Source organism: Arthrobacter sp. TMS2-4, from assembly GCF_054511075.1.
The window spans coordinates 1-24,458 of record NZ_JBTNDI010000013.1 but is presented as its reverse complement, the minus strand read 5'-3'; the positions used below and the strand labels follow the sequence as shown (position 1 = coordinate 24,458).

21 protein-coding genes and 1 pseudogene are annotated in these 24,458 nt (G+C 71.3%); 7 read left to right on the top strand and 15 right to left on the bottom strand.

Annotated elements, in window-relative coordinates; all coding sequences use genetic code 11:
* Window positions 1–133 precede the first annotated feature (133 nt).
* The 3 genes from dxs to ACX80F_RS14295 form a co-directional block, all read right to left on the bottom strand.
* The gene (dxs, locus tag ACX80F_RS14305) at window positions 134–2,107 is read right to left on the bottom strand and encodes a 1-deoxy-D-xylulose-5-phosphate synthase (RefSeq protein WP_459337071.1); all 1,974 of its coding nucleotides are present in this window, start codon (window positions 2,105–2,107) and stop codon (window positions 134–136) included.
* 123 nt (window positions 2,108–2,230) lie between these two features.
* A complete protein-coding gene (locus ACX80F_RS14300) occupies window positions 2,231–3,613 on the bottom strand; it encodes a class I SAM-dependent RNA methyltransferase (protein WP_459337070.1) in 1,383 nt (460 codons plus the stop codon).
* 11 nt (window positions 3,614–3,624) lie between these two features.
* A complete protein-coding gene (locus ACX80F_RS14295) occupies window positions 3,625–5,601 on the bottom strand; it encodes an APC family permease (RefSeq protein WP_459337069.1) in 1,977 nt (658 codons plus the stop codon).
* Between the two features lie 102 nt (window positions 5,602–5,703).
* Here ACX80F_RS14295 and ACX80F_RS14290 point away from each other — a divergent pair, with 102 nt between their 5' ends.
* Both ACX80F_RS14290 and ACX80F_RS14285 read left to right on the top strand, forming a co-directional pair.
* Window positions 5,704–6,378: a potassium channel family protein gene (locus ACX80F_RS14290; RefSeq protein WP_459337068.1), complete on the top strand. Its 675-nt coding sequence runs from the start codon at window positions 5,704–5,706 to the stop codon at window positions 6,376–6,378.
* Window positions 6,375–7,061 (top strand): potassium channel family protein, encoded by a 687-nt coding sequence (locus ACX80F_RS14285; protein WP_459337067.1) that lies wholly within the window; start codon window positions 6,375–6,377, stop codon window positions 7,059–7,061. The genes ACX80F_RS14290 and ACX80F_RS14285 overlap by 4 nt, the downstream gene beginning before the upstream one ends.
* Here ACX80F_RS14285 and ACX80F_RS14280 read toward each other — a convergent pair.
* The 4 genes from ACX80F_RS14280 to dut all read right to left on the bottom strand — a co-directional run bounded on the left by ACX80F_RS14280 (window position 7,058) and on the right by dut (window position 9,594).
* The gene (locus ACX80F_RS14280) at window positions 7,058–7,711 is read right to left on the bottom strand and encodes a DUF3159 domain-containing protein (protein ID WP_459337127.1); all 654 of its coding nucleotides are present in this window, start codon (window positions 7,709–7,711) and stop codon (window positions 7,058–7,060) included. The genes ACX80F_RS14285 and ACX80F_RS14280 overlap by 4 nt on opposite strands.
* 124 nt (window positions 7,712–7,835) lie before the next feature.
* On the bottom strand, window positions 7,836–8,189 hold the full coding sequence (locus ACX80F_RS14275; RefSeq protein ID WP_459337066.1) for a hypothetical protein: 354 nt from the start codon (window positions 8,187–8,189) through the stop codon (window positions 7,836–7,838).
* A 5-nt stretch (window positions 8,190–8,194) separates the two neighbouring features.
* On the bottom strand, window positions 8,195–9,013 hold the full coding sequence (locus ACX80F_RS14270) for a DUF3710 domain-containing protein (protein ID WP_459337065.1): 819 nt from the start codon (window positions 9,011–9,013) through the stop codon (window positions 8,195–8,197).
* A 77-nt stretch (window positions 9,014–9,090) separates the two neighbouring features.
* Window positions 9,091–9,594 carry a dUTP diphosphatase gene (gene dut / locus ACX80F_RS14265; protein ID WP_459337126.1) on the bottom strand — a complete coding sequence of 168 codons (504 nt, stop codon included), beginning with the start codon at window positions 9,592–9,594 and terminating at the stop codon, window positions 9,091–9,093.
* A gap of 157 nt (window positions 9,595–9,751) precedes the next feature.
* Here dut and ACX80F_RS14260 point away from each other — a divergent pair, with 157 nt between their 5' ends.
* Entirely contained in the window at window positions 9,752–10,228 is a 477-nt protein-coding gene (locus ACX80F_RS14260) for a DUF3093 domain-containing protein (protein WP_459337064.1), read from the top strand.
* A gap of 2 nt (window positions 10,229–10,230) precedes the next feature.
* Here the strand turns inward: ACX80F_RS14260 and ACX80F_RS14255 are convergent, their stop codons facing one another.
* Complete coding sequence (locus ACX80F_RS14255; protein WP_459337063.1) at window positions 10,231–10,533, bottom strand: DUF4193 domain-containing protein; 303 nt, start codon at window positions 10,531–10,533, stop codon at window positions 10,231–10,233.
* 201 nt (window positions 10,534–10,734) lie between these two features.
* On the opposite strand from ACX80F_RS14255, the gene sepH reads away from it, so the two are divergent.
* On the top strand, window positions 10,735–12,105 hold the full coding sequence (sepH, locus tag ACX80F_RS14250; protein WP_459337062.1) for a septation protein SepH: 1,371 nt from the start codon (window positions 10,735–10,737) through the stop codon (window positions 12,103–12,105).
* 34 nt (window positions 12,106–12,139) lie between these two features.
* Here sepH and ACX80F_RS14245 read toward each other — a convergent pair whose 3' ends face one another.
* The 4 genes from ACX80F_RS14245 to ACX80F_RS14230 are packed head-to-tail and all read right to left on the bottom strand — an operon-like array spanning window position 12,140 to window position 17,670.
* The gene (locus ACX80F_RS14245) at window positions 12,140–12,880 is read right to left on the bottom strand and encodes a thymidine kinase (protein WP_459337061.1); all 741 of its coding nucleotides are present in this window, start codon (window positions 12,878–12,880) and stop codon (window positions 12,140–12,142) included.
* Complete coding sequence (locus tag ACX80F_RS14240) at window positions 12,873–14,081, bottom strand: alkaline phosphatase family protein (RefSeq protein ID WP_459337060.1); 1,209 nt, start codon at window positions 14,079–14,081, stop codon at window positions 12,873–12,875. The genes ACX80F_RS14245 and ACX80F_RS14240 overlap by 8 nt, the downstream gene beginning before the upstream one ends.
* Before the next feature lie 7 nt (window positions 14,082–14,088).
* Window positions 14,089–14,766 (bottom strand): DUF5998 family protein, encoded by a 678-nt coding sequence (locus ACX80F_RS14235; protein ID WP_459337059.1) that lies wholly within the window; start codon window positions 14,764–14,766, stop codon window positions 14,089–14,091.
* A 60-nt stretch (window positions 14,767–14,826) separates the two neighbouring features.
* Window positions 14,827–17,670, bottom strand: coding sequence for a bifunctional acetate--CoA ligase family protein/GNAT family N-acetyltransferase (locus ACX80F_RS14230; protein WP_459337058.1), 2,844 nt, complete (start codon window positions 17,668–17,670; stop codon window positions 14,827–14,829).
* 125 nt (window positions 17,671–17,795) lie between these two features.
* Between ACX80F_RS14230 and ACX80F_RS14225 the strand changes: the two genes are divergently transcribed.
* The 3 genes from ACX80F_RS14225 to ACX80F_RS14215 all read left to right on the top strand — a co-directional run bounded on the left by ACX80F_RS14225 (window position 17,796) and on the right by ACX80F_RS14215 (window position 23,045).
* A complete protein-coding gene (locus ACX80F_RS14225; RefSeq protein ID WP_459337057.1) occupies window positions 17,796–20,414 on the top strand; it encodes a DNA gyrase/topoisomerase IV subunit A in 2,619 nt (872 codons plus the stop codon).
* A 61-nt stretch (window positions 20,415–20,475) separates the two neighbouring features.
* Entirely contained in the window at window positions 20,476–21,429 is a 954-nt protein-coding gene (locus ACX80F_RS14220) for an ABC transporter ATP-binding protein (protein ID WP_459337056.1), read from the top strand.
* Window positions 21,426–23,045, top strand: a complete 1,620-nt coding sequence (locus ACX80F_RS14215; protein WP_459337055.1) for an ABC transporter permease — start codon at window positions 21,426–21,428, stop codon at window positions 23,043–23,045. Before ACX80F_RS14220 ends, ACX80F_RS14215 begins: the two co-directional genes overlap by 4 nt.
* Window positions 23,046–23,124: 79 nt before the next feature.
* Here the strand turns inward: ACX80F_RS14215 and ACX80F_RS14210 are convergent, their stop codons facing one another.
* The 3 genes and pseudogenes from ACX80F_RS14210 to ACX80F_RS14200 form a co-directional block, all read right to left on the bottom strand.
* Window positions 23,125–23,508, bottom strand: coding sequence for a phage holin family protein (locus ACX80F_RS14210; RefSeq protein ID WP_459337054.1), 384 nt, complete (start codon window positions 23,506–23,508; stop codon window positions 23,125–23,127).
* Between the two features lie 133 nt (window positions 23,509–23,641).
* Window positions 23,642–24,109: a succinate dehydrogenase hydrophobic membrane anchor subunit gene (locus ACX80F_RS14205; RefSeq protein ID WP_459337053.1), complete on the bottom strand. Its 468-nt coding sequence runs from the start codon at window positions 24,107–24,109 to the stop codon at window positions 23,642–23,644.
* Window positions 24,106–24,458, bottom strand: a pseudogene (locus ACX80F_RS14200) (tellurium resistance protein TerC); the annotation flags it as partial. The gene ACX80F_RS14205 and the pseudogene ACX80F_RS14200, both read right to left, overlap by 4 nt.

Sequence of the window (24,458 nt, the reverse complement as noted above, 5' to 3'; positions counted from 1 at the left end):
CGGAACGGAAGCCTGTCACTGGACCGGCGGGGGAATGTGGTTCCCTCGCCAGCCTTCGTCATTGTCTCACACCGCCCTTCGAAAGAGACGTCCCCCACGCCGCCCCGGAGAAGCGCCAGGGAGCGGCCGGGGGTCAGCTGCGCGGGAACTGGTCCGTGGCGGGAGCGTGGTCACCGGCGAGCGGACGGGCCACGGGGACCTTCGTGCCGAGGACCTGCGCGACGACGTCGTGCGTGATCTTCTGCGCGGTCAGTCCGACGCGCGCGAGGACCTGGCTGCGCGAGCCGTGGTCGAGGAACTCGACCGGGAGGCCCACCTCGTTGAGTGCGGTGTCCACGCCCGCCGAGCGCATCTCCTGACGGATCCTGGACCCCACGCCTCCGGCGCGGACGCCGTCCTCGATCACGATCACGATCCGATGTTCGGCGGCGAGGTCGATCACGGACCGGCGGACCGGGAGAAGCCAGCGGGGATCGATGACGGTGGAGCTGATGCCCTGCGCGCCCAGCCTGTTCGCCACGTCGAGCGCCAGCTCGCTCATGGCGCCCACGCTGACGATCAGGACGTCGTTGGTGCGGGAGCCGGCGGGCCGGCGAGAGAGGACGTCGACGCCGTCGTCGAGACGCTCGACGGCCTCCACCTCGGCGCCCACGGAACCCTTGGAGTACCGCACCACGGTGGGGGCGTCCGAGACGGCGACGGCCTCGCGCAGTTCCTCACGCAGCCGGGACGCGTCCCGGGGTGCGGCGAGGTGCAGTCCGGGAATGGCCTGCAGCAGGGCCATGTCCCACATGCCGTGGTGACTCGCGCCGTCGGGCCCCGTGACGCCGGACCGGTCGAGGACCACCGTCACGCCTGCCTTGTGCAGGGCGACGTCCATGAGGAGCTGGTCGAAGGCCCGGTTGAGGAAGGTGGCGTAGAGGGCGATGACGGGGTGGAGTCCGCCGTAGGCCATACCGGCCGCGCTGGTGACGGCGTGCTGCTCGGCGATGCCGACGTCGAACACGCGGTCGGGATGGCGGGCGGCGAAGCGTTGCAGACCCACGGGAATCAGCATGGCCCCGGTGATGCCCACGATGTCGGGGCGCTCGTCGGCGATATCGGCGATCTCGTTCGCGAAGACGGAGGTCCAGGACTGCGACCCGGCGCCGTCCACGGGTTCGCCGGTCTCCGGATCGATGATGCCGACGGCGTGGAACTGGTCCGCCTCGTGGGCCCGGGCGGGCGCGTAGCCGTGGCCCTTCTCGGTGATCGCGTGCACGATCACCGGTCCCTCGTACTTCTTGGCGAGCTGCAGGGCCTGCTCGACGGCGGACTGGTCGTGGCCGTCCACGGGTCCCACGTACTTCATGCCGAGATCCTCGAAGAGGCCCTGTGGCGCCCACCAGTCCTTGACGCCCTTCTTGAGGGCGTGCAGGCTCTTGTAGCTGAACTCCCCGATCGGGCCGCCGTTCTGCATGCCGTTCTTGACCCGGTCCAGCGTGCGTTCGTAGACGCGGTGCGTCCGCACCGAGTCGAGGGTGGGTCGCAGCGACGCGAGGTAGTCGGCGACGCCCCCGATGGTCGGGGCGTACGAGCGCCCGTTGTCGTTGACCACGATCACCACGCGGCGCCGCTTGTCCGCGGCGATGTTGTTGATGGCCTCCCATGCCATGCCGCCGGTCAGGGCGCCGTCGCCCACGAGGACCACGGTGTAGCGGTCGCCTTCGCCGCTGAGGACGCGGGCCCGTGAGATGCCGTCCGCCCAGGAGAGCGAGGACGACGCGTGGGAACTCTCGACGATGTCGTGCACCGATTCCGCGCGTGAGGGGTACCCGGACAGGCCGCCCTCCTGCCGGAGCGTGCTGAAGTCCTGGCGCCCGGTGACCAGCTTGTGCACGTAGGACTGGTGGCCCGTGTCGAAGATGATGCTGTCGCGTGGCGAGTCGAAGACACGGTGGATGCCGAGGGTGAGCTCGACGACCCCCAGGTTGGGGCCGAGGTGGCCGCCCGTGCGCGAGACGTTGCTCACCAGGAAGGAGCGGATCTCCTGTCCGAGGGCCGTCAGTTGCGCGTCGCTGAGCTTGCTCAGGTCCTGCGGGCCGTGGATCGTCTCCAAGAGTCCCATCCGCGCCTCCTTGGTTGGTTCGGCGGGGCGGCCTGGCAGCCCCGGTGGTCCTTAACTCTAACGTTCGGGGTCCCGGCAGGGTGCCATTGACGGTCGCCCGCCTCAGGCGGAGTCCTCCCCACGTCAGGCGGGAGGCAGGAGCCGTGCGAAGGATTCCATGTGATGCGTGTGGGGGTACAGGTCGAAGACCCGCAGGGTGTCGAGCGACCACCCGGCGGCGAGGAAGTAGCCGAGGTCGCGGGCGAAGGATGCGGGGTCGCAGGAGACGTACCCGACCACCCTCGGGTTGGCCTCGACGATCTGCCGGACCACCTTCCTGCCGGCGCCGGCGCGCGGCGGGTCGAGCAGGACGCCGTCGAGGGGTCCGCTCCGGTGCGCGAGCACGGCGTCCACCCGGCCCTGGACGATCGAGACGTGGTCGGAGCCGTGGAGGTTGCGCTTCGCGTCGCGGCTCGTGCCCGGCGATCCCTCGACGGACAGCACCGAGCCCTCCGGCCCGACGGCCCGGGCGAGCGGCACGGTGAAGAGCCCGGCGCCGGCGTAGAGGTCGGCGAGGTGCTCGCCGGCCGCGGGCTGCAGCCCGTCGAGGACCGCCGTGACCAGGGCCTCCGGCGCGCCCCGGTGGATCTGCCAGAAGCCGGCGCCCGTGACACGGTAGTCGAGGCCGAGCACGCTCTCCTGGAGCCAGGTGCGGCCCGTGAGCCGCTGCACCTGCCCCGATTCGGGATCGAGGACGCCCACGGACGCTCCGTCGATCGAGGACGCGACAGCAGCGACGCGCCGCGGCGAGGTCCGCGCAGCCGGAACGAGCAGCACGAGCGGCTCTCCCCCGCCGGACGGCACGGCCACGTCGACCCGGTCGATGCCCGTCAAATCCAGCGTCCACAGGCGGAGCCCGTTCACGGCGGCGACCGCCAGGGGCATCTCGCGGACCGGGACGACGTCGTGCGAGCGGTGCAGGTGCATGGCGAGGCGTCCGGCGCGGTCGACGGCGAAGGCCGTGCGGGTGCGCCACCCGAGACCGTCCGCAGTCTCCCCCGGCGCCGCCAACACGGTGACCGGCCGGTCGACCGCCGCCAGGCGTGAGAGTTGCTCCGCGAAGACGGCGCCCTTGAGCCGGCGCTGTTCCTCGAGGGCGATATGGCCGAACTCCGCCCCGCCGACCGCAGCACGTCCGCGGTCCGCGGCCTTGAGGGCGTCGGCGAGGGACCAGGGGTGGGAGACCCGGGCGGGTGAGGCCGCGAGCACCTCGACGACCTCGGCGCGCCAGAAACTGGCCGCGCGGTCCGTCTCGGTGAACCGGACGCGGACGCGCTCGCCCGGCAGGGCGTGCCGGACGAAGACGACGCGGCCCTCGTGCCGGGCCACGAAGTGACCGCCGTGCGCGGGCTTCCCGACGGTCAGCTCGGCGGTCGGCGCGGCGGTGCCGGACCCGCTGGCCTCCGCTGCCGGATCGGGCCCCCCTTCCGGCGTCGAGGGGTCGGAGGCTCGGTCGGTGTCGCTCATGGGGCTTCTTCCTACTTCATGTCCTGGTAGATCCGGGCCGCGTCGGAGGACGCGAGCTGCCACGGCACGCTGGCGACCATCACTCCGGGCACGAAGTGCAGCCGCGCCTTGATGCGCAGGGCGGTCTGGTTGTGCACCAGCTGCTCCCACCACTTTCCCACCACGTACTCGGGGATGTAGACCACGATCAGGTCGCGGGGGGAATCCCTGCGCATCGACCGGATGTACTCGAGGATCGGGGTGATGGTGTCGCGATAGGGCGAGGCGAGCACCGTGATCGGCACCGGGATCTCGAACCTGTCCCAGTCGGCGAGGGTGCGGCGCGTCTGGTCGGGGTCGACGTCGACCGTGATGGCGTCGAGCCGGGACGGCCGCGACGCGCGGGCGAAGGCCAGGGCGCGCAGCACCGGCTTCCGCACGTTGGAGACGAGGATCACGGCGTGGACCCGGCTGGGCAGCGCGCGCAGGCGGACGGCGTCGTCGATCGCGAGTTCCGCCGCGACGGCGTCGTAGTGCCGTTTGATGGCGCGCATCAGGACGAACAGGACCGCCATCGCGAGCACGGCGATCCAGGCGCCGTATTCGAACTTGGTGACGAGGACGACGACGAGGACCGCTGCCGTGAGGCCGAAGCCGAGCGCGTTGATGGCCCGGGACTTGTGGATGGCCCACCGCTTCTGCGCGCCCACGGTGCTGCGGAGGATCCTGTTCCAGTGCCGGATGAGCCCGAACTGGCCGACCGTGAAGGAGACGAACACCCCGATGATGTACAGCTGCACCAGGGCGGTGACGTCCGCCCTGAACACGAGGATGAGGACGACGGCGCCCAGCCCGAGCGCGATGATGCCGTTGCTGAAGGTGAGGCGGTCCCCCCGGGTGCGCAGCTGCCGCGGCAGGTAGCCGTCGGTGGCGAGGATGGACGCCAGGACGGGGAAGGCGTTGAAGGCCGCGTGGCCGGCGAGCATCAGCATGAGCGCCGTCGCGGCGACGACGAGGTAGAAGACCGGCGAGCCCGCGTCGAAGACCGTGCGGGCGAGCTGGCTGACCACGGGCGCCTGGATGTAGTCCCCGGGGACCGGCCCGCCGTCGAGCCGCAGCTGCGCCGCGGGGTTCTGCACCACGTGCACGCGGGTGGCGTTCGCGAGGTAGATGACGCCCGCGAGCATGGCGGAGGACACGAGGCCGAGGACGAGGAGCGTCGTCGCCGCGTTGCGTGAGCGCGGCTTCTCGAAGCGCGGCACGTTGGAGCCCGGGCCCTCCAGCCCCGTGAGGGCGGCAGCGCCCGCGGAGAACGCGCGGAGGATCAGGAGCCCGCCCGCGAGCCCCACCAGGCCGGCGTCGAACGCGGCGTCGGGCACGATCTCGAAGCGCGCGCTCGGGGCGTCGGCCAGGGTCCCGGTGAGCGCCTGCACGGTGCCCGTGACGCACAGGGCGAGGATCCCGGCCAGGAAGCCATAGGTGACGACGGCGCGGGCGCGGACGCCGCGGGTGATGCCGCGCAGGTTCAGCAGCACGAGCACCGCGACGCCGACGACGGCCAGCGTCACGCGCAGGTCCTCCAGCGCCGGGGCGATCGAGACGACGTACTGCGCCGCCGCCGAGACGGACACGGCGACGGTGAGCAGGTAGTCGATCATCAGCGCCGAGGCCACGGTGGTGCCCGCGCGGGGTCCGAGGTTCCGCTTCGCGATCTCGTAGTCGCCGCCGCCGGCGGGATAGGCGCGGACCGCCTGGCGGTAGGAGGCGACGACGACGAGCAGGACCGCGATGACGGCGAGGCCCACCCACGGCGAGATGGCCACAGAGGCGACCCCGGCGAGGGCGAGCGTCAGGAGGATCTCGTCCGGCGCGTAGGCGACCGACGACAGCGCGCTGGCCGAGAACGCGGGCAGGGCGAGGCGCTTCGGCAGGCTCCTGTTCCTCAGCCTGTCGCTGGCGAACGGCTTGCCCACCAGCACCCGCTTGACGGCCTCGAGAAAAGTCAGCACAGCCCAAACACTAGCGCGTCCGGGCGTCCGGCCAGCCACTAGGCTTGGTGGTGGTACGGCAGGGAACGGCAGCATCTACACCAAGAATCAGGGGTGCCCTCGGTGGCTCATTTTGTGATCATGGGTTGTGGCAGGGTGGGCGTCAGCCTCGCCCACACGCTCGACGAATCGGGTCACTCGGTGGCGATCATCGACCAGGACGACCGCGCGTTCCGCCGCCTCCGTGCGTCCTTCGGCGGCCGCAAGGTCACGGGGGTCGGCTTCGACCGGGAGACCCTCAAGCACGCCGAGATCGAGAACGCCTACGCGTTCGCGGCGGTGTCCAGCGGCGACAACTCGAACATCCTCGCGACACGCGTGGCGCGCGAGACGTTCCACGTCCCCCACGTGGTGGCCCGCATCTACGACCCGGGACGCGCGGAGATCTACCAGCGCCTCGGCATCCCCACGGTCGCCGCGGTGCGCTGGAGCGCCGATCAGGTGCTCCGACGGATCCTGCCGGAGCAGACCATCAACGGCGACTTCCGCGAGACCTCCGGTCGGCTGATCCTCGCCGAACTCGCGCTGAGCGACGCCTGGCTGGGGAAGTCGCTGAGGACCATCGAGGCCGCGAGCGGAGTGCGCGTCGCGTACCTGACGCGCTTCGGCGAGGGCATCCTGCCCGCCCAGGACACGAGCTATCAGCAGGGCGACATCCTGCACGCCATGATGAAGACGACGGCGACGGACGAGATCGGGCGCATCCTCGCCACCGCGCCGAAGGAGGAGAACGAATGAGGGTCGTCATCGCCGGGGCCGGGAGCGTCGGCTCGTCGATCGCACGGGAGCTGCTCGGGAACAAGCACGAGATCCTGCTCATCGACGAGAAGCCCGAGGTGATCGGCCGCAGCGGACTGAAGGGGGCGAAGTGGCTGATCGGGGACGCGTGTGAGCTCACGACCCTCAAGGACGCCCGGCTCGACGAGGCCGACGTGGTGGTGTCGGCGACCGGCGACGACAAGGTGAACCTCGTGGTATCGCTGCTCGCGAAGAGCGAGTTCGGGGTGGGGCGCACGGTCGGGCGGGTGAACAACCCGAAGAACGACTGGATGTTCGACGACTCGTGGGGTGTCGACGTGGCCGTCAATACGCCACGGCTCATGACGGCCCTCGTGGAAGAGGCCGTGGAGATCGGCGACCTCGTGCGCCTGCTGACGCTGCAGGCCGGGGTGTCCTCGATCGTGGAGTTCACCGTCCCCCAGGACTCCCCGCTCATCGGCGAGACGATCGGCTCCCTCAGGCTCCCGGAGGACTGCGCCGCGGTCGCCATCCTGCGCGACGACTCCCCCATCACCCCCAGCCCGGACGACCTCGTGGAGGGTGGCGACGAGCTGTTCTTCCTCGCCGCCATCGCCGCGGAGGACGAGCTCCGGGTGGCGCTCGCCGCCCGGAAGGACGACGACCGGGCCGACGAGGACTAGCCGGCCGCGGACGGCCCGTCGGCGGTGACCGGGCGGGGACGCGAGACGATCCACGCGAGCCAGAGGCCGAGCGCGTACAGCGGCAGGCCCATCGCCACACGCGTGGAGCCCAGTGCCGCGACGTTCCCGGCCAGATAGAGCGGAACCTGCACGGCCAGACGCAGCGCCAGGACCGCCACGATGATCCAGGTGGCGGTGGCGTAGGCCCGGACGCGTGCGGGGTCCTTCCGCCAGTCGATGCCCTCGTTGCGGAGGAAGCCGAAGAGCAGGCCGGCGAAGGGCCACCGCACCAGCACCGAGGTGACCATCGCGATGATGTATCCCCCGTTGATGAAGAAACCGGGCAGGAAGAAGTCCTCCGCGTTGCCGGTGCGCATCGCGACGACGGCGCAGAACGCCACACCGATGAGTCCGGCGAGGGCCTGTGTCAGCGGTGTCCTCGACACGAGGCGGAGGACGGTGAAGACGGCGGAGACCGCCAGCGCCGCGACGAGGGAGACCGTGAGGTCCCGCGTGACCGTGAAGAGGATGGTGAAGACCAGCCCTGGCGCGATGCTCTCGGCGAGCCCCTGGACACCACCGACGGAGGACAGGACGTCGATCTGGCCCGAGTCGGTGCGCTTCACCCCGGACTTCGCGGCGTACTGCATGGCGAGATCCGACGCGGTCGGCCCGGCCTGCGGGACGGCCGGCTGATGCTCGGGCGGTCGGGCTCCGTCGGTCCCAGACGTCCGCTGGGCGTCGGGGTCCTCGGTCGGCTGGCTCATGGGTGTCTCATCCGTTCTCGTCGGGGCGGCCGATGATCTCGTAGCGCGGGTTGTACACGGTGGGCGTGTCGTCCACCGTGGCGAGCATGCCCTCGAACCGCAGGCCGACTCCCGCCTCGACGCCGGGCACGCGCCGCTGGCCCATCCAGATGATCCGGACGGTCTTCCGCGCGCCGTGCCAGTCGATCCGGGTGAGGACGCTGAAGGACGGCGGGGCCGTGACCGGCGCGAGGGTCAGGCTGGTCACCACACCGCGGGCCTTGATCCTGCCGCGCTGCGGCAGCGCGACCGGGGCGGGTCCGGGGGCGTGGCCCGCTCCGGACGGGTCGGCGGGACCGCGCCCGTGCCTCAGGGCGGGCACGACGGTCAGCGGGTCTCGGTGATCTCGGGGCCGCGCTCGAGCGGATTCAGATCGGGGCGTGCGGGAGCGGGGGCTGCCGGAGCGCCCGCGGCTGCCGCGGCGGCGTCCTTGGGCAGCCTGAGCGGCAGCAGTTCACGCGGCGGGAGGGGGTGGTCGCCGCGGACCACGACGACGCTGCGGAAGAGCTGCTCCATGGGTGCCGCGGCGGTCGGCTCCAGTGCGGCGGGGCCACCGAAGACTCCGCGCAGGAACCAGCGCGGGCCGTTGATGCCCACGAACCGCGCCACCCGGTATCCGGCCTGGCCGTCGGGTGTCTGCGCGGGCAGCTTGGCGAAGAGTTCGGTGCCGAGCCTGCCCGGCCGCTCCTCGACGGTGCCGCCCTGGGATCCTACCGAGACGCCGATCTGCTCCCGGATCTCGTCCCACAGGCCCTCCGTCTTCGGGGCCGCGAAGGCCTGGAGCTGGAGGGTGGACCCGCCCAGGTCGAGGGTCACGGCGATGACGCGCTTGCTGCGCTCCTCGACCTCGAGCCGCAGCTGCAGCCCCTCGGCCGCATTGATCCGCAGCGCGCCGAGGTCGATGTAGCCGCTCGTGGTGTCCTGCTCGGAGAGGTCGAACGGCCCCTGGGCGGTGCGATCATAGTCCGCGCTGGCCACGAGGGCGGCGGCCTGCGGGGCGCCGGGTGCGGCCGCACCGGCATCGGCGGGTCCGACGGCCGGCGCAGCGTCCGCCGGCTCACCGGGCGCCGCCGTGGCGTCCTGGTGCTGCTCCGGCGCGTCGACGGCGTCGTCCTGCTTCTTCTTCCTGGGGCGCCCAAAAGCCATGTCCGGGCTCCTTTCCTGGTGGCGTGATCGAGTTGGTGAGATCTTCGGTGGTCGTTGCCGCGAGACGGAGGAGGGCCTCAGCCACCCGAGGGCGTCACGACGGCAGCCGGGGCCGGAGCTCCGAAGCCACCGGTCGAACCGAAACCACCGGTGCCGCGGGCGCTCTCGGGCAACCGGTCGACCACGGCGAAGGTGGCACGCTCCACGCGCTGGATGACCAGCTGGGCGATCCTGTCGCCCCGCGAGAGGCGGACCGGTGCCTGGAGGTCGGTATTGAGGAGGCAGACCTTGATCTCTCCGCGGTAGCCGGCGTCGATGGTCCCCGGGGCGTTGACGATCGTCAGGCCGTGCCGGGCCGCGAGACCGGACCGCGGGTGCACGAGGCCCACGTGGCCCGGTGGGAGCGCCATCGCCACGCCGGTGGGGACGAGCGCGCGTTCGCCCGGCGCGAGCACGAGGTCGACGGCGGTGCGCAGGTCCGCGCCCGCGTCGCCGTCGGTGGCGTACGCCGGAGGCTCGAGGCCGTCGTCGAGCATCAAGATCTGGACCGGGAGGTCCTGCTGTGTACCCATGAACTGCATCTCCAACGCGAGCTATCCGGTGGCCAGCACCCCACTTTAGCGTCTTTGCCCGAACCCCACCTGACAGTGGCGCCACCGTCCGGGGCCGGGACCGCGCCGGGGCCTCGACGCGACGGGCCGGGATGAGAGGGCGGTCAAAGGATGGAATGCTGGTGTCATGTCCAGCGCGCCCGGGGAAGCACCCCAGAACACACCCGACCAGACCGTCCTCTACGACGAGCGGCTGTGGCCCTCACCCTGGATCTGGCTGATCGCGGCAGGGTTCTCTGCGGCGACGATCATCATGTTCGCGCCCATCTCGATGGTCGTCGGCTACGCGGTCGCGCTCGTCGTCGCGATCATCGTCTTCACCCTGCTCATCCTGTCCACGCCGCGGATCACGGTCACCCCCACTACCCTCACGGTGGGCCGGGCGACCATCGAGCGCCAGTACCTCGGGGCGGTCGAATGGTTCGGTGGCGAGGACGCCACCTACCAGCGCGGCCCGGGCCTGCACGGCCTCGCCTACCTGTGCATCAGGGGCTGGATCTCGCCGGTCGTGAAGATCGAGGTCACGGATCCCGAGGACCGCACGCCCTACTGGCTCGCGTCCTCGCGCCGCCCCGAACGCCTCGTCGCCGCGCTGACCGGCTGAGTTCAGCCCTCGCAGTCCATGCAGTAGAGCTGCCCGTCCCGGTCGAGGGCTATCTGCGAGCGGTGCCGGACCAGGAAGCAGGAGGCGCAGGTGAACTCGTCGGCCTGGGCCGCGAGGATCTGCACCGAGATCTCCTCGCTGGAGAGATCCGCCCCGGGCAGGTCGAAGGAGTCCGCGGCCGCGAGCTCCTCCTCGTCGATCACCACCGTCTGCAGCGCCGCCCGGGCGCCGAGTGCCTTCAGTTCGTCGCTGCGGGTGTCGCCGTCGTCGACCGTCGCCCGTGGCGCGTCGTAGTCTGTCGCCATATCTGCCTTCTCACGCTCCGTACCGTCCGGATTCCTGTCCGGTCATCCGCGGGTCATCTGCCCACGGCTGCCATAACGCTACGGCCTCCCGATTTGTGCCCACGGCAGCGCCGCGGCCCGCCACACCTGATCACGTAGTAGGAATGGCCGCCATTCAGTGGCACAGTTTCACCTAGGAATCATTGTCGGCTGGAGGATTTGATGCAGGAGTTACGCCTGGTGGGTGTCCATGAGGATGGCGGACATCTGCTGTTGAGCGGCGAAGAGGGCACGTCCTACCGGCTGCCCATCGACGACGCGCTGCGCAGTGCGAGCACCCCGGCGGATGCCCCGGCCGCGACGCGCAGTGCGCCCCCGAGCCCGATCCGGACGAAGCCGGCCAAACCGCCGGTCCCGCTGACCCCGCGCGACATCCAGGCCCGGATCCGGATGGGCGCGTCGGCGGAGCAGGTGGCGGCCGAATCGGGCCTCGACCTCGCCCACGTGCAGCGCTACGAGGGTCCCGTGCGCGCCGAGCGTGACTACCTGGCCTACCTCGCGCAGCGCGTCGAGGTCGCCACGCCGCTCCCGAGCCACGACGGCTACCGCTCCGCCTTCGGCGACGACCCCGCCCTCCTCGGCGACATGGTCGCCTACCGCGTCCAGAGCTACGGAGTGGACCCGGCATCGCTCGAATGGGATTCGTGGCGGCGCCAGGACGGGTCCTGGCACGTCGAGGCCTCGTTCGAGCTGCCCGAGGGTTCGACGGTGGACCTGGGCGAGCAGCCCCCCGCGCGATGGACCTACAACCCCACCCGCAAGACCGTCGTGAACGGCAACCGGTGGGCGCAGGTGCTCAGCGAGATCGAGCCCCTCGACGGTCCGCTGCCGGCCCGCCGCCTCAGCGCCGTGGCGGATCGTGTCTTCGACTTCGAGGCGGAGAGCGCCGACGAGGCGCCCGAACCGACCCCCGAGGACCAGGAGGGACTGCTGGACGTCCTGCGCTCACGCCGCGGCCAGCGCCTGGGCACCGACGAGGACGGCGACGACGCCCTCGCGGAACTCCTCACGCGGGGCGGCATCCCGGCCGCCCATCCGAGAGCCGACGACGGGGATCGTGACGCCGGACTCCATGACACCGGAGCAATCGACGGCGGGGATTCGGACCGTGCGGACCGTGCCGATGGGGATTCCGCGGTTCCGGGTCTGGCGCTCGCGCCGCGCATCGGCGACGACCTGCTCGACGGCGACGCCGGAACTGGGGAGGAGCCCGCCCAGCACGACGACGGGACGCCGAGGCTCTACGACGGGGTCAGCACGGACACCCGCGAGATCAGCATCTTCGCGCAGCCCTCGCACCGGCTCCAGCCGCCTGCTGAATCCGGGGCGGGACGCGACAGCGGCCAGGCTCCCCGCCCGGCCCGGGACGCGCCCCGGGCTGCCGGGAAGGGCCCGGGCAGGGATGCCGCCAAGGACCCGGCGAAGGACACCGGCAAGGACGTCGCGGATACCGCGGCGGAGCGCCGCAGCAAGCCGAAGCGGTCCAGTGTGCCGAGCTGGGACGATATCGTCTTCGGTCGCAAGGGCGACTGACCCGCGGCTCACCTGGCGCGGTCCGGCCCGTCGGTCAGATCAGGTCGGACTCGCGGACCCGCGGCTCGAACGGTAGCGGCACCTCGTTGGAGTACAGCGACGGCGACGTCCTGGAGGTCTGCCGGCGCATATGGTGCCGGCGGCAGAGTGTCTCATATCCCACCACGGCCTCCCGCTCCCGTCCGCCGGAGGGCGCATCGTCCGCGCGCCGTCGCTCGATCGCGGGGGCGTCGTCGTCGATCGGCTGGTCGACGTCGCCGACCACCATCTGGTCCCCCTCCACCACCATGACGCCGTCCACGGTGCGGGCGTTGTGGGTGGCCCTCTTGCCGCACCAGCACAGCGCCTCCACCTGCAGCACCTGCACGCGGTCGGCCAGTTCGATCAGGCGCTGGGACCCGGGGAAGAGCCTCGTGCGGAAGTCCGAGGTGATACCGAAGCCGAAGACGTCGATGTCCATCTCGTCCACGACGCGCGCCAGCTGGTCGATCTGGTCGACCGTGTAGAACTGCGCCTCGTCGCAGATCACGTAGTCGATGCGCGCGCCCATGGTCTGCCGCAGGGACAGCTCGGTCCAGAAGTCGGTGTCCGGGAAGACCTCGACGGCCGGCACCTGCAGCCCGAGGCGGCTTGAGATCATGGACTCCCCCGCCCGGTCGTGGGAGCTGAAGAGGACGCCGCGGCGGCCGCGGGCCTTGTGGTTGTGGTCCATCTGCAGTGCGAGGGTCGACTTGCCGCAGTCCATGGTGCCCGAGAAGAACAGGAGCTCAGCCACGGCGTGTTCCCTTGCCGCGGCTCCCCCGGGTGCGGCCGGCATCGGCGGGCTTCGCAAGGGTGATGAGGGGGATGTCGCGCTCGGCCCGTGTGAGGGAGCCGTGCTGTCCCACCATCTCGAACGCCGTCGGCTGCACGCGGCGGCCGTCGATGAGGGCGATGCCTTCCCGCGCCAGGACGAGCAGGTCCCCGATGCGGGGCAGCACCTCCTCGCGCACGGGCCCGAAGTAGCCGGCCGCGACGGCCTCGTCCCGCGTCAGGACCCATGCCCTGGACCCGTGGGCCTCATGCCACCGCAGCGCCAGGGCGCCGCGGGCCTCCGCGGGAAGATCCGGAGCAAGATAGAGGTGGAGCATGCGCGGTTCGCCGCCCGTGTGGGCGACCCCCTCGAGGAGATCCGGCTGCGTGGAGTAGTCGATCCGCTGCGGCTCGGGAATGTCCACCATGCCGTGGTCAGCGGTCAGGAGGAGCAGCGTATCTGACGGGACGCGGCGGGCCAGGAGCCTGAGCGCGGCGTCGAGGTCCTCGAGCGCACGCAGCCAGTGCGGGGAATCGACGCCCCACCGGTGACCGGCCTTGTCGAGGTCGTTGACGTAGAAATACATGAGCATGGTCGGCGCGGCGGCCAGGTGCCGGGCGGCTGCGTCGATCTGCGCGTGGATGGTACCCGCCCCGGCGAAGGCCCCGCCGCGCAGCGCCGCGCGCGTCATGGGCGAGGTCTCGAAGCGGGGGTGGCTCACGGTGACGACCGGCAGATGTTCGGCGACCCGCTCGAAGACCGTCGGATGCGGCTGCCAGAGGTGCGGATCGACGGCGGCGTCCCACCGGCCCAGCATGTTGACCACGGTGTCCTGCGCGGGGTCGAGGACGTCGTAGCCGACCATGCCGTGCTGCCCGGGAGGCAGGCCCGTGCCCAGGCTCGCCAGCGATGCCGCCGTCGTCGAGGGGAAGGCGGAGGAGAGGATCCGCGCGGAGGCGAGGTTCTCCCGCAGGAACGGGGCGTGCGCCGCGTACTTCCGCAGCAGCGCCATGCCGAGACCGTCCACCATGACGACGGCGATGCGCCGCGAGGCGGGCAGGCCCAGCGAGTTGGTGAAGCCGCCCACGCCGAGTGCCGCGGCCGAGCTGGTCATCACCTCGGCCACCGTCGACGCGCCGTAGGCAGGCGGAACGGGCAGGGATTCCCTGTGGAGGAAAGGCATCGAGCGGCTACCGCTGGTGGTGGGGCCGGTTGAACCTGCCGGCGAAGCCCGGCTGCCGGCGTGAGGTCACGTCCGGCGCGGCGATGTACCCCCCGGCGACGGGGCTCGCAGTGTTGACCTTGCGCAGCGCCCGGGCGAAACCTTTTGCGTTCTGCACCGCCTGCGCGCCGTCGGCCTCGGCACTGACGCGCAGCACGATGTCCTCCTGCGCCATCGTCCCCGTGAGGCCGTGGTCGGCGTCGCACTGCGGGTCACCGCAGCTGGCCGGGCCGATGTCCAGGCGCTGGCCGCCGGACCACGCGATGGCGAGCGTCATCTCACGGACCTGGTCGGTGGGCTTGTAATCCTGGGGCTGCGCGTAGAGGTAGCTGAGGACCACGGAGCGGATCTGGCTGACGGGCACGGACTCCGTGGAGATCTGCGCCATGACCTGCTCGCCGGCGTCGTCGAGCTGCTGGTCGTCGACGTGCGTGATGACGAGCATGTCCTCGGTGAGCACCAGGACGGTGATGTGGCGGTGCACCTCGGTGCGCTCGAAGTGGGTCTCGAGGTGCGCGACGTGCGAGAGCGGCTCCCGGCCGTCGAGGGCGTCGTGGACGACGTCGGCCACGAGGCGGGGATAGAAGCCCGCCCGCTCGAGCGATGCATCGAGGTCACGCCACTGTGCGGAAAGCGATGGGGTCATGCCCCCAGTTTCCCCCACCGGCCCGCCTCCTGCCTAACCAACCCGGCCACGCGGGCGCCGTCAGTCGCGCATCGCCCGCCGTGCGCTGTCGGTGCGGCGCTGCGGATTGCCGACGTCGATCGCGGCACTGAGCACGGTGAGCCCGGAGGTTGCGACCAGCACGGGATTGAATTCGAGCCGGGCGATCTCCGGGTGGTTGTCCTTCAGCAGCGCCACCCGCGCCACCAGGTCCTCGATGGCCGTGACGTCGGCGGGAGGCAGGCCCTGGTAGCCGAAGAGCTTGCGGGACGCGCGGGGCGCGCGCACGAGGTCGGCGATGTCGCCCGTGCTGAGGGGCGGGACGGCGTGCGCCCAATCGTCGAGCAGGTTGACGGCGTCACCCGCCAGGCCGAAGGAGATGACGGGGCCCATCAGCGGATCCTCGATGGCCCGGAGGCTGCACGCCTGGCCCGAGGGCGCCATGGACTGCACTTCCATACCGAAGCTGCCGAACGGCGCGAGCACCTTCTCCATCAGGGTGATGTTCCTGCGCAGCGACTGGGCGTCGTCGATGTTCAGCCGGACACCGCCGAGGTCGAGCCGGTGGCGCAGGTTCTCGTCCATGGTCTTGAGCGCCACCGGCCAGCCGAGGCGCCCCGCCTCCTCGACCGCTTCGTCGGCGGAGGAGAAGCGGGCGGACGGCTGCAGGCGGATGCCGTAGCAGCCCATGAGCGCCGCGCTCTCCTCCGCGGTGAGGCGCGTGAGTTCGACATCGGCCACCCGTGCCCGCACGTCCGCCAGGATCCCCGTCGCGGCGTCGACGTCGACGCCCGCGGGATCCACGAACTCCCCATGGTCGCGGGAGCGCCAGTGCGAGTACCGGACGACGGCGCCGAGCGCGGCGAGGGCCGCTCCCGGGCTGGGGAAGCATGGCAGCCCGCGCTGGAGGGGCAGCGCGGGTCCGGCCTCCACGGCGGACTCCCCGCCGGCGGGTTCGGCGGGGATGCGCAGGAGATCGGCAGCGGGGTCCGCGGGGCCGCTGGAGCCCGCGGACCCTTCGGGAACGACGGGTGCGGCCGGTGCGGCGGGCACTGCCGCCTCAGCGCCGGACCACGGCGCGGCCACGAGCCCGTCGAGCTGCACCCTGGCATCGAGGATGCCTGTGAAGGACGCGACGACGGGTTTGCCCGCCGCTTCCGCGCACCGCTGGAGACACCCCGCGACGGCCTCCGCGGTGAGGCCGCGCGCAGGCAGCGTGGTGACGATCGCGGCGTGGACCGCCTCGTCGCGCAGCGCCTCCTCCACGGCCGCGGTGAGGGCGGGCAGTGCGACGGACTGTCCCGTGTCGAGCTGCAGCCCGGCCTCCAGCCGTGCCACGGTCATGCCCTGCGACACGACGCCGTCGGCCACCACCTTGCCGAGGGCGGACGAGTTGCTGAACACGGCGATGCCCGGGCCCTCGGGCAGGGGCTGGCTCGCGACGATCTGCGCGATGTCCATGAGCTGCTCCGTCGTCTCGACCCGCATCACCCCGGACTGCCGGAGCATGGAGTCGAGCGCGCCGGGCGGCGCCTGGCTGGTGCGGACGGCGTGGCCGGGCGGGAGCTGGAGTCCCGTGACGTCGGACTTCGCGACGATCACGGGTTTGGTCCGGGCCAGGCGGCGGGCGATCCGGGAGAACTTCCTCGGGTTGCCGATCGATTCGAAGTACAGGCCGACGGCGCGCGTGGTCGGGTCGTCCTCCCAGAACTGCATGGCGTCGTTGCCGGAGACGTCGGCCCGGTTCCCGGCGGAGATCACCGAGGAGACGCCGAGCCCCCGCCGGTGCGCGCTGGCGTAGAGGAGGACGCCGAGGCCCGCGGACTGGCTGAAGAGGGACAGCGCACCGCGCGCCGGCAGTCCGGGCGCCATCGATGCGTTGAGCCGGACCGCGGGGTCCGTGTTCACGAGGCCGAGCGACGCCGGCCCGACCACGCGCATGCCCTGCGCGCGGGCCTTGTGCACGAGGGCGCGCTGCCGCGCCAGCCCGTCGCCGTCGTCGTCCCCGTAGCCCGCCGTGGCGACGAGCAGGCCCTTCACCCCGGCGCGACCGCACTCGTCCACGACGGCCTCGACCTGGTCCTGCGGCACGGCGATGACGGCGAGGTCCACGGGTTCCGGGACCTCCGCGAGCGAGGCGTGGGAGATCATCCCGTGCAGCTCGAAGGCCTCGGGGTTCACGGCGTACACGCGCCCGGTGAACCCGCCGTCGATCAGATGGTCCAGCAGCGCGTAGCCCACGGTCCCCCACTCGCGGCTGGCGCCGATCACGGCCACGGACGACGGCGTGAGGAGCTCCGCCATGCTCCTGGCCTCCGCGCGGTGCTCCCGCGACTCCATCACCGCCTGGGACTTCCGGGTGGGATCGATGTCGAAGCTGAGCATCACCACGCCGTCGTCGAAGTGGCGCTCCACCTCGTAGCCGGCCTCGGCGAAGACCGTGATCATCTTCCGGTTCTCGGGGAGGACCTCCGCGGAGAACCGCCGGATGCCGTTCTCGCGGGCCGCCACCGCGAGGTGCTCGAGCAGGATGGACCCGACGCCGCGCCCCTGATGGTGGTCGGAGACGTTGAACGCCACCTCGGCCTCGAGTGGGTCGTCGAGCCGGTCGTAGCGGCCGATCCCGATGATGTCCCCGCCCCGGACGATGACGAATGCGACCCGGTCGCGGTGGTCCACCTCGGTGAAGCGCCGGAGCTCCTTGGCGCTGAGCCTGGCCTTGTAGGTGAAGAACCGCAGGTAGATGGAGTTCTGCGACTGGCGGACGTGGAACGCCTGGACGGCGTCGGCGTCAGAGGGTGCGATGGGCCGCAGGTGGGCCGTCCCGCCGTCGCGCAGGACGACATCAGCTTCCCAGTATTCGGGGTATTGTCCGTCTGCCACCATAGACTCAGGGTAGTCGGCATCCCCTCGGCCCGGCTGGGACCGCGGGAGGAACCGTCCCCGGGTCGCCGATGCCGGCCGACCACCCCGAACCCGTACCCCTGAGTTGTTGAGGAACCGCCACGCACATGGCCAGGCGCCAGAACTCCGCTCCGCCGGAGGATTTCACCGAGAAGATCATCGATATCGACGTCGAGACGGAGATGGAGGAGTCCTTCCTGGAGTACGCGTACTCCGTGATCTACTCGCGTGCGCTCCCCGACGCCCGCGACGGGCTGAAGCCCGTCCAGCGGCGCATCCTCTACATGATGACCGACATGGGCCTGCGCCCGGACCGCGGCCACGTGAAGTCCGCGCGCGTGGTGGGCGAGGTGATGGGCAAGCTGCACCCCCACGGTGACAGCGCCATCTACGACGCGATGGTGCGCATGGCCCAGGACTTCTCCCTGCGCCTCCCGCTCATCGACGGGCACGGCAACTTCGGCTCGCTCGACGACGGCCCGGCGGCGGCCCGGTACACGGAGGCGCGCCTGGCCGCCCCCGCCCTGACGATGACCGACCACCTCGACGAGGACGTCGTCGACTTCGTCCCGAACTACGACAACCAGCTCACCCAGCCGGAGGTGCTCCCCGCCGCCTTCCCGAACCTCCTGGTCAATGGCGCCAGCGGCATCGCCGTGGGCATGGCGACGAACATGCCGCCGCACAACCTCGGCGAGGTCGTCGCCGCGGCACGTCACCTCATCGCGCATCCCGGGGCCTCCCTCGAGGACCTGATGCGCTTCGTGCCCGGACCGGACCTCCCGAGCGGCGGGAAGATCGTGGGGCTCGACGGCGTGCGGGACGCCTACGCGACGGGTCGCGGCTCCTTCAAGACCCGCGCCACGGTCAAGGTGGAGCAGCTCTCCGCCCGCCGGACGGGCCTCGTGGTCACCGAGCTCCCCTACACCGTCGGCCCGGAGAAGGTGATCGAGAAGATCAAGGACGCCGTCACCGCCAAGAAGCTCCAGGGCATCTCCGACATCGTCGACCTCACCGACCGCAAGCACGGCCTGCGCCTGGTGATCGAGCTGAAGAACGGCTTCAACCCGAACGCGGTCCTCGCCCAGCTGTACCGCTTCACGCCGATGGAGGACTCCTTCGGCATCAACAACGTGGCCCTCGTCGACGGGCAGCCGCGCACGCTCGGGCTGCTGGAGCTCCTGCAGGTCTACATCACGCACCGGATCCTCGTGGTCCGCCGTCGCACCTCGTACCGGCTGCAGCGCAAGCGCGACCGCCTGCACCTCGTGGAAGGCCTGCTCGTCGCGATCGTCGACATCGACGAGGTCATCCAGATCATCCGGTCCTCGGACGAGTCCGCCGCCGCGCGGGAGCGCCTGATGTCCATCTACGACCTCTCGGAGCTCCAGGCGAACTACATCCTCGAACTGCGCCTGCGCCAGCTCACCCGGTACTCGCGCATCGAGCTCGAGAAGGAGCAGGACCAGCTCCGCCTCGAGATCGCGGAACTCGACGCCATCCTCGGGTCGGAGGAACGCCTCCGCACCCTCGTCTCGGACGAACTCGCCGCGCTGTCCGACCAGTTCGCCACCCCCCGGCGCACCGTCCTGCTCGAATCCGAGGCAGCCGCCCCGCTGAAGGGCTCCACCCTGCCCGCGCCGGCCGCCAAGGGGGCAAAGGCCGTGATGCCGCTGGAGATCGCGGACGATCCCTGCTGGGTCCTGCTCTCGGCGTCCGGCCAGCTGGCCCGCACCTCCGACCGGCAGCCGTTCGGCGACGGGCAGCGGACCAAGCACGACGCCTTCCGGTCCGTGCTCGCCTCCACGGCGCGCGGCGAGGTGGGCGCCGTGACGTCCGCCGGCCGGATGATCCGCCTGCAGGTGATGGACATGCCCGCCCTGCCGCCCACGGCCGGCGTCCCGAACCTCGCGGGCGGCGTGCCGTCATCGGAGTTCATCACGCTCGAGCGCGGCGAGCGCCTCGTGGGGCTCGCCCCGCTGGGCGCCGGCGTCGCCCTCGGCACCGCACAGGGCGTGGTGAAGCGCGTGCAGCCGGACTACCCGCTGAACCGTGACGACTGGGAGGTCATCTCGCTGAAGCCGAAGGACAAGGTCGTGGGGATCGCCGCTGCGTCCGACGCCGACGACCTCGTCTTCATCACCCGCCTGGCCCAGCTCCTGCGGTTCCCGGCCTCGGCCGTGCGCCCCCAGGGCCGGACGGCGGGCGGGATGGCCGGCATCAAGCTCGCGGCCGGCGACGCCGTACTGCACTTCGGGACGGTGTCCCGCGGGGACGGGCAGGGCGTGGTGGTGACCGTCGCCGCGCCGGGCGACGCACTGCCGGGGACCGCGGCGGGATCGGCGAAGATCACCGAGTTCTCCGAGTACCCGGTCAAGGGTCGCGCCACCGCCGGCGTACGGGCCCACCGCTTCCTCCGCGGCGAGGAGTCGTTGTCTCTCGCCTGGGCCGGCCACGGCCCCGCACGGGCGGCGTCCGCCAACGGCGTGGCGCGCGCGCTGCCCACTGAACACGGCCGGCGCGACGGCTCAGGCGTGCCGCTCACCCAGCAGATCGACGCCATCGGACCGAACCTGGTCGGGCTCGTCGAGGCGACGCGACCGGCGGTGCAGGAGGTGGGCGGACCGCCGGCGGTGGGTGGATCGGAAGCGACGGCACCGCAATCGTCCGGCCGTGCCACGCGCGGCGCGCTCCCGGACGACGACGCGCAGGGCACGCTGCTCTAGGCCCGACCGCGGGGCCCGAGGACTGTTCACAGGGCCTCCGGTCGGGCGTATGCTCCCCTGCATGGCCAGCGTCATTTCGGCCCGCAACCTCGCCAAGTACTACGGTCGGGTGCACGCACTCGACGGGTTGGACCTTGACGTCGCAGAGGGCCAGATCCACGGATTCCTCGGCCCGAACGGCTCCGGGAAGTCCACGACGACCCGCGTGCTGCTCGGACTGGCCCGCGCGACGTCGGGTACAGCCGAGGTCTTCGGCGCCGATCCCTGGCGCAAGGCCGCTGACCTCCACCGCCGGATCGCGTCCGTCCCCGGCGACGTCAGTGTCTGGCCGAACCTGTCCGGCGGAGAGACGATCGACTTCCTCTCCCGCCTGCGCGGCGTCCGACGCCACGAGCGCGCATACAGCCGCGAGCGGGAACGACTGATGGAGGCCTTCCTCTTCGACCCGCGCAAGAATGGGCGGGCCTACTCCAAGGGCAACCGCCAGAAGCTGGCGCTCATCGCTGCCTTCGCGGTGCCCGCCGAGCTGTACATCCTCGACGAGCCGACCAGCGGACTCGATCCCCTGATGGCCATGGTGTTCCAGCGGGAGATCGCTCGGGTGCGGGAGGGCGGGGGCACCGTCCTGCTCTCGAGCCACATCCTCTCCGAGGTCGAGCAGCTGTGCGACGTCGTCAGCATCGTGCGCGCCGGGAAGGTGGTGGAGTCCGGTACCCTCGCCGACCTGCGCCACCTGACCCGGACGGAGGTCTCGTTCGCGGCGACGGACGCCTCCCCCGTGGCGTCGGTCCCGGACGCCCACGATGTGCGCTTCGAGCACGGCCGCGTCCGGTTCACCGTCGACAGCGACCGCGTCCCCTCGGTGCTGCCGGCCCTGACGGCCCTGCGTGTCGAGGGGCTCCGCATCGAACCGCCCTCCCTGGAGGAGCTGTTCCTCCGGCACTACGGCGACGACGCCTCCGGTACCGGACCGGACGGGACGGTCAGGGAGCGGCGCGAGGCCGCGACGCCATGACGGCGTTCCCTGCGCTCCTCCGCGAGCGGCTGCGGCGTGACGGGGTGCAGTTGCTGCTGTGGACGCTCGGCACCGCCCTGCTGGCCTACCTGACGTCCGTGAGCGTTGCGCAGGCGTACGGCACCGCGCAGTCCCGCGCCTCGATCCTGGCCGTCGTGATGGCGAATCCCGTCATCCTTCTCTTCCGCGGATTGCCGTCGGGATCCGGGGAGGGCGCATTCATGCTCTTCCTGATCTTCCCGTTCCTGGCGCTCCTCGCAGCGCTGATGAGCTCCTTCCTCGCCGTCCGGCACACGCGGGGCGACGAGGAGGTCGGCCGCGCCGAACTGGTGATGGCCACGCGTGCCGGACGCCGGGCACCCCTCCTGGCCACGCTGACCCACGGCGTCCTGGCCAACGTCGTCCTCGGCTCCCTCGTCGCCGTGGCCCTGATGGTCACCGGGCTCGGGGCCCGGGGGTCGGTCGTGTCCGGGCTGGCGGCCGGCGCCGTAGGGCTGACCTTCCTCGGCGTGGGCCTCGTCTCCGCCCAGCTCATGAGGACCTCGTCCGGCGCGAATTCGCTCGCCACCTGGGTCCTGATGGTCTCGTTCCTGACCGCCGGCCTGGGCAATGCCCTCGGGACGCCGAGCAGCGACCTGCAGCGCATCGAGAGCTCGTGGCTCACCTGGCTGTCGCCGTTCGGCTGGGCGGAGCAGACGCGGCCGTTCGCCGAGGACGGCGTCGGGCCGATCGTGCTGTGCGCAGCCCTGGGGGTGCTGCTGGCCGCCCTCGCGGTCGCCCTGCAGTCGGTGCGGGACCTCGGCGGGAGCTTCGTCCCCGAGCGGCACGGCAGACCCGAGGCTCCCGCGATGCTGTCGGATCCTATCGGTCTCGTCGTGCGCCTGGCCCGGCCCTCCATCATCGGATGGGGCGTCGGAGGACTCGTCACGGGGATTCTGGCGACAACCCTCGCGGCGGTGATCCGTGACGTCGGGGCGGACAACCCCGCCCTCGAGCGGATCATGCAGGCGATAGCCGGTGGTGCGGACATGGAACAGGGAACGGTCGTCGTCTTCTTCACCATGCTGGGCATCCTCGCGGCGTGCTGCGCGGTACAGACGGTGTGCCGGGCACGCCAGGAGGAGACACGCGGCACGGCGGAGCTGATGCTGAGCACTCCTCTGGACCGCGTCCCGTGGCTCGCGAGCTTCGCCCTCGTTGCGTTCGTCGGCGTCCTCGTCGTGATCGCGGCGGCTCTGGCGGGTGCTGCTGCGGGTCTCGCCGCGCGGGACGGGGACTGGACCCTGCTGGGGGACGTGGCCATCATCGGTGCAGGACAGATCGTCGCGGCGTCCGTGTTCATCGCCACCACGGCGGTGATCTTCGTCGTCGCGCCCCGGGCCACCATCCCCCTCGGGTGGGCGCTGGTGCTGGTCAGCATGGTGCTCGGCCTTTTCGGACCACTGTTCGGTTTCCCGGACTGGGCGGTCCAGCTCTCCCCGATGGGCGTGGCACCGACGGTCACGAGCGACGGCGTGGACGTGAACGGACTGTGGTGGCTCATCGCGGCCGTGGCTGCGGGCGGCACGCTGGCGCTGGGCCTCATGCGGAGCCGGGACCTCGCCCCGAAGAACTGAGCGGATCGATGCCACCACTGACCGCTCGCTCCCACGACGGCGCCGCCGTGGGCATACGCATGAATCCGGCGCGCTGCGGTTACCGGGCGGCCTTGCTGCTGTCGCCGAGACGGCGGGTGATGAACAGCCAGCCCAGGATCCAGCCGCCCAGGGCAGTCACGATCCAGACGAGGAGGGTGGCGCCCACCCACGCCATCACGCCGCTGATCATGAGCCCGCCGCTGAACAGTGAGGCGACGGTCAGCGCGATCAGTGTCGTGACCAGCCCGATCCCTCCCAGGATGGGTGCCGCGTACTGCCGGGCCACGTTGAACACGAACGGTCCGAGTATGCCCTGGGCGAGAGCGAAGACGACCACGGCTACGACGAAACCGCTCGGCTGCAGCACCACCCCCGGCACGATCCAGCCCGCGAGGATCAGCCCGATCGCCGCCGTCGCGAGGTTGATCAGAACATGTATCACAAAGCGAATCATTCCGGGGTCCGATCATGGCGGGGCTGTCGCCCCATACTCCCGACTCCCGTGCCCTTCCGCGTCGCCCGTTCCGGGTGACCTCGACCGAGGAGGACTCCCGACACCCGATGGGAACGGCCGGTCAGGGCGTGACCGTCGCGCAGAACGAGGGCAGGGACGACGCCGCGGCACCCGCCGGACAGGGGTCGAACGTGAAGATGACCAGCGACCCGAGCGCGACGATCGCTGCCGAGCACGCAACCAGGACGGCCTTGAGCCACAGCCGGGTGCGGGCGGCGTCGGCGTAGTCGTCGATGATGACCCGCAGACCGTTCGTGCCGTGCAGCATGGCGAGCCAGAGCATCAGCAGGTCGAACCACTGCCAGAACGGATGCGCCCACTTGCCGGCGACGAAGGCGAAATCGATCTGGTTGATGCCGTCCCCCAGCATGAGATTCACGAACAGATGCACGAAGATCAGCACCACCAGCAGCGCACCGGACCACCGCATGAACAGCCAGGCCATGAGCTCCCTGTTGCTGCCGGCCGGGACGCGGCTGCGCGGCAGACTGACCCGCACGCGGTCGACGTCCCCCCGCTCCGTCGTCATGGCCGGCGGCTCTCCGTCCGTGTCCCGTCACCCATGGGCTGGTCCTGGGCGGGGTCCTGGACGGGTGTCGCCCCCGCGCCGTCGCCCACGGACCCCTCGTCTCCGCTGTCCCGGTCGCGCGCCGCCGGCCGGCGCCTGCTCCGGAGGGGTTGGAGGGCGGCGATCTCCTCCGCCCCGGCCGTCCGGAAGGGCGCGACGGCCGGTGCCGGCGGTGCGTGGCGTTCCTGGCCGCGGGTCTTGATGAGGCTCGCGACGACGGCGATGGTGAGGATGGTGGTGATGACCGCGAGGGAGATCGGCGTCGGGATGTAGTAGAGATCGATCTTGAGGGCCATCTTGATGCCCACCC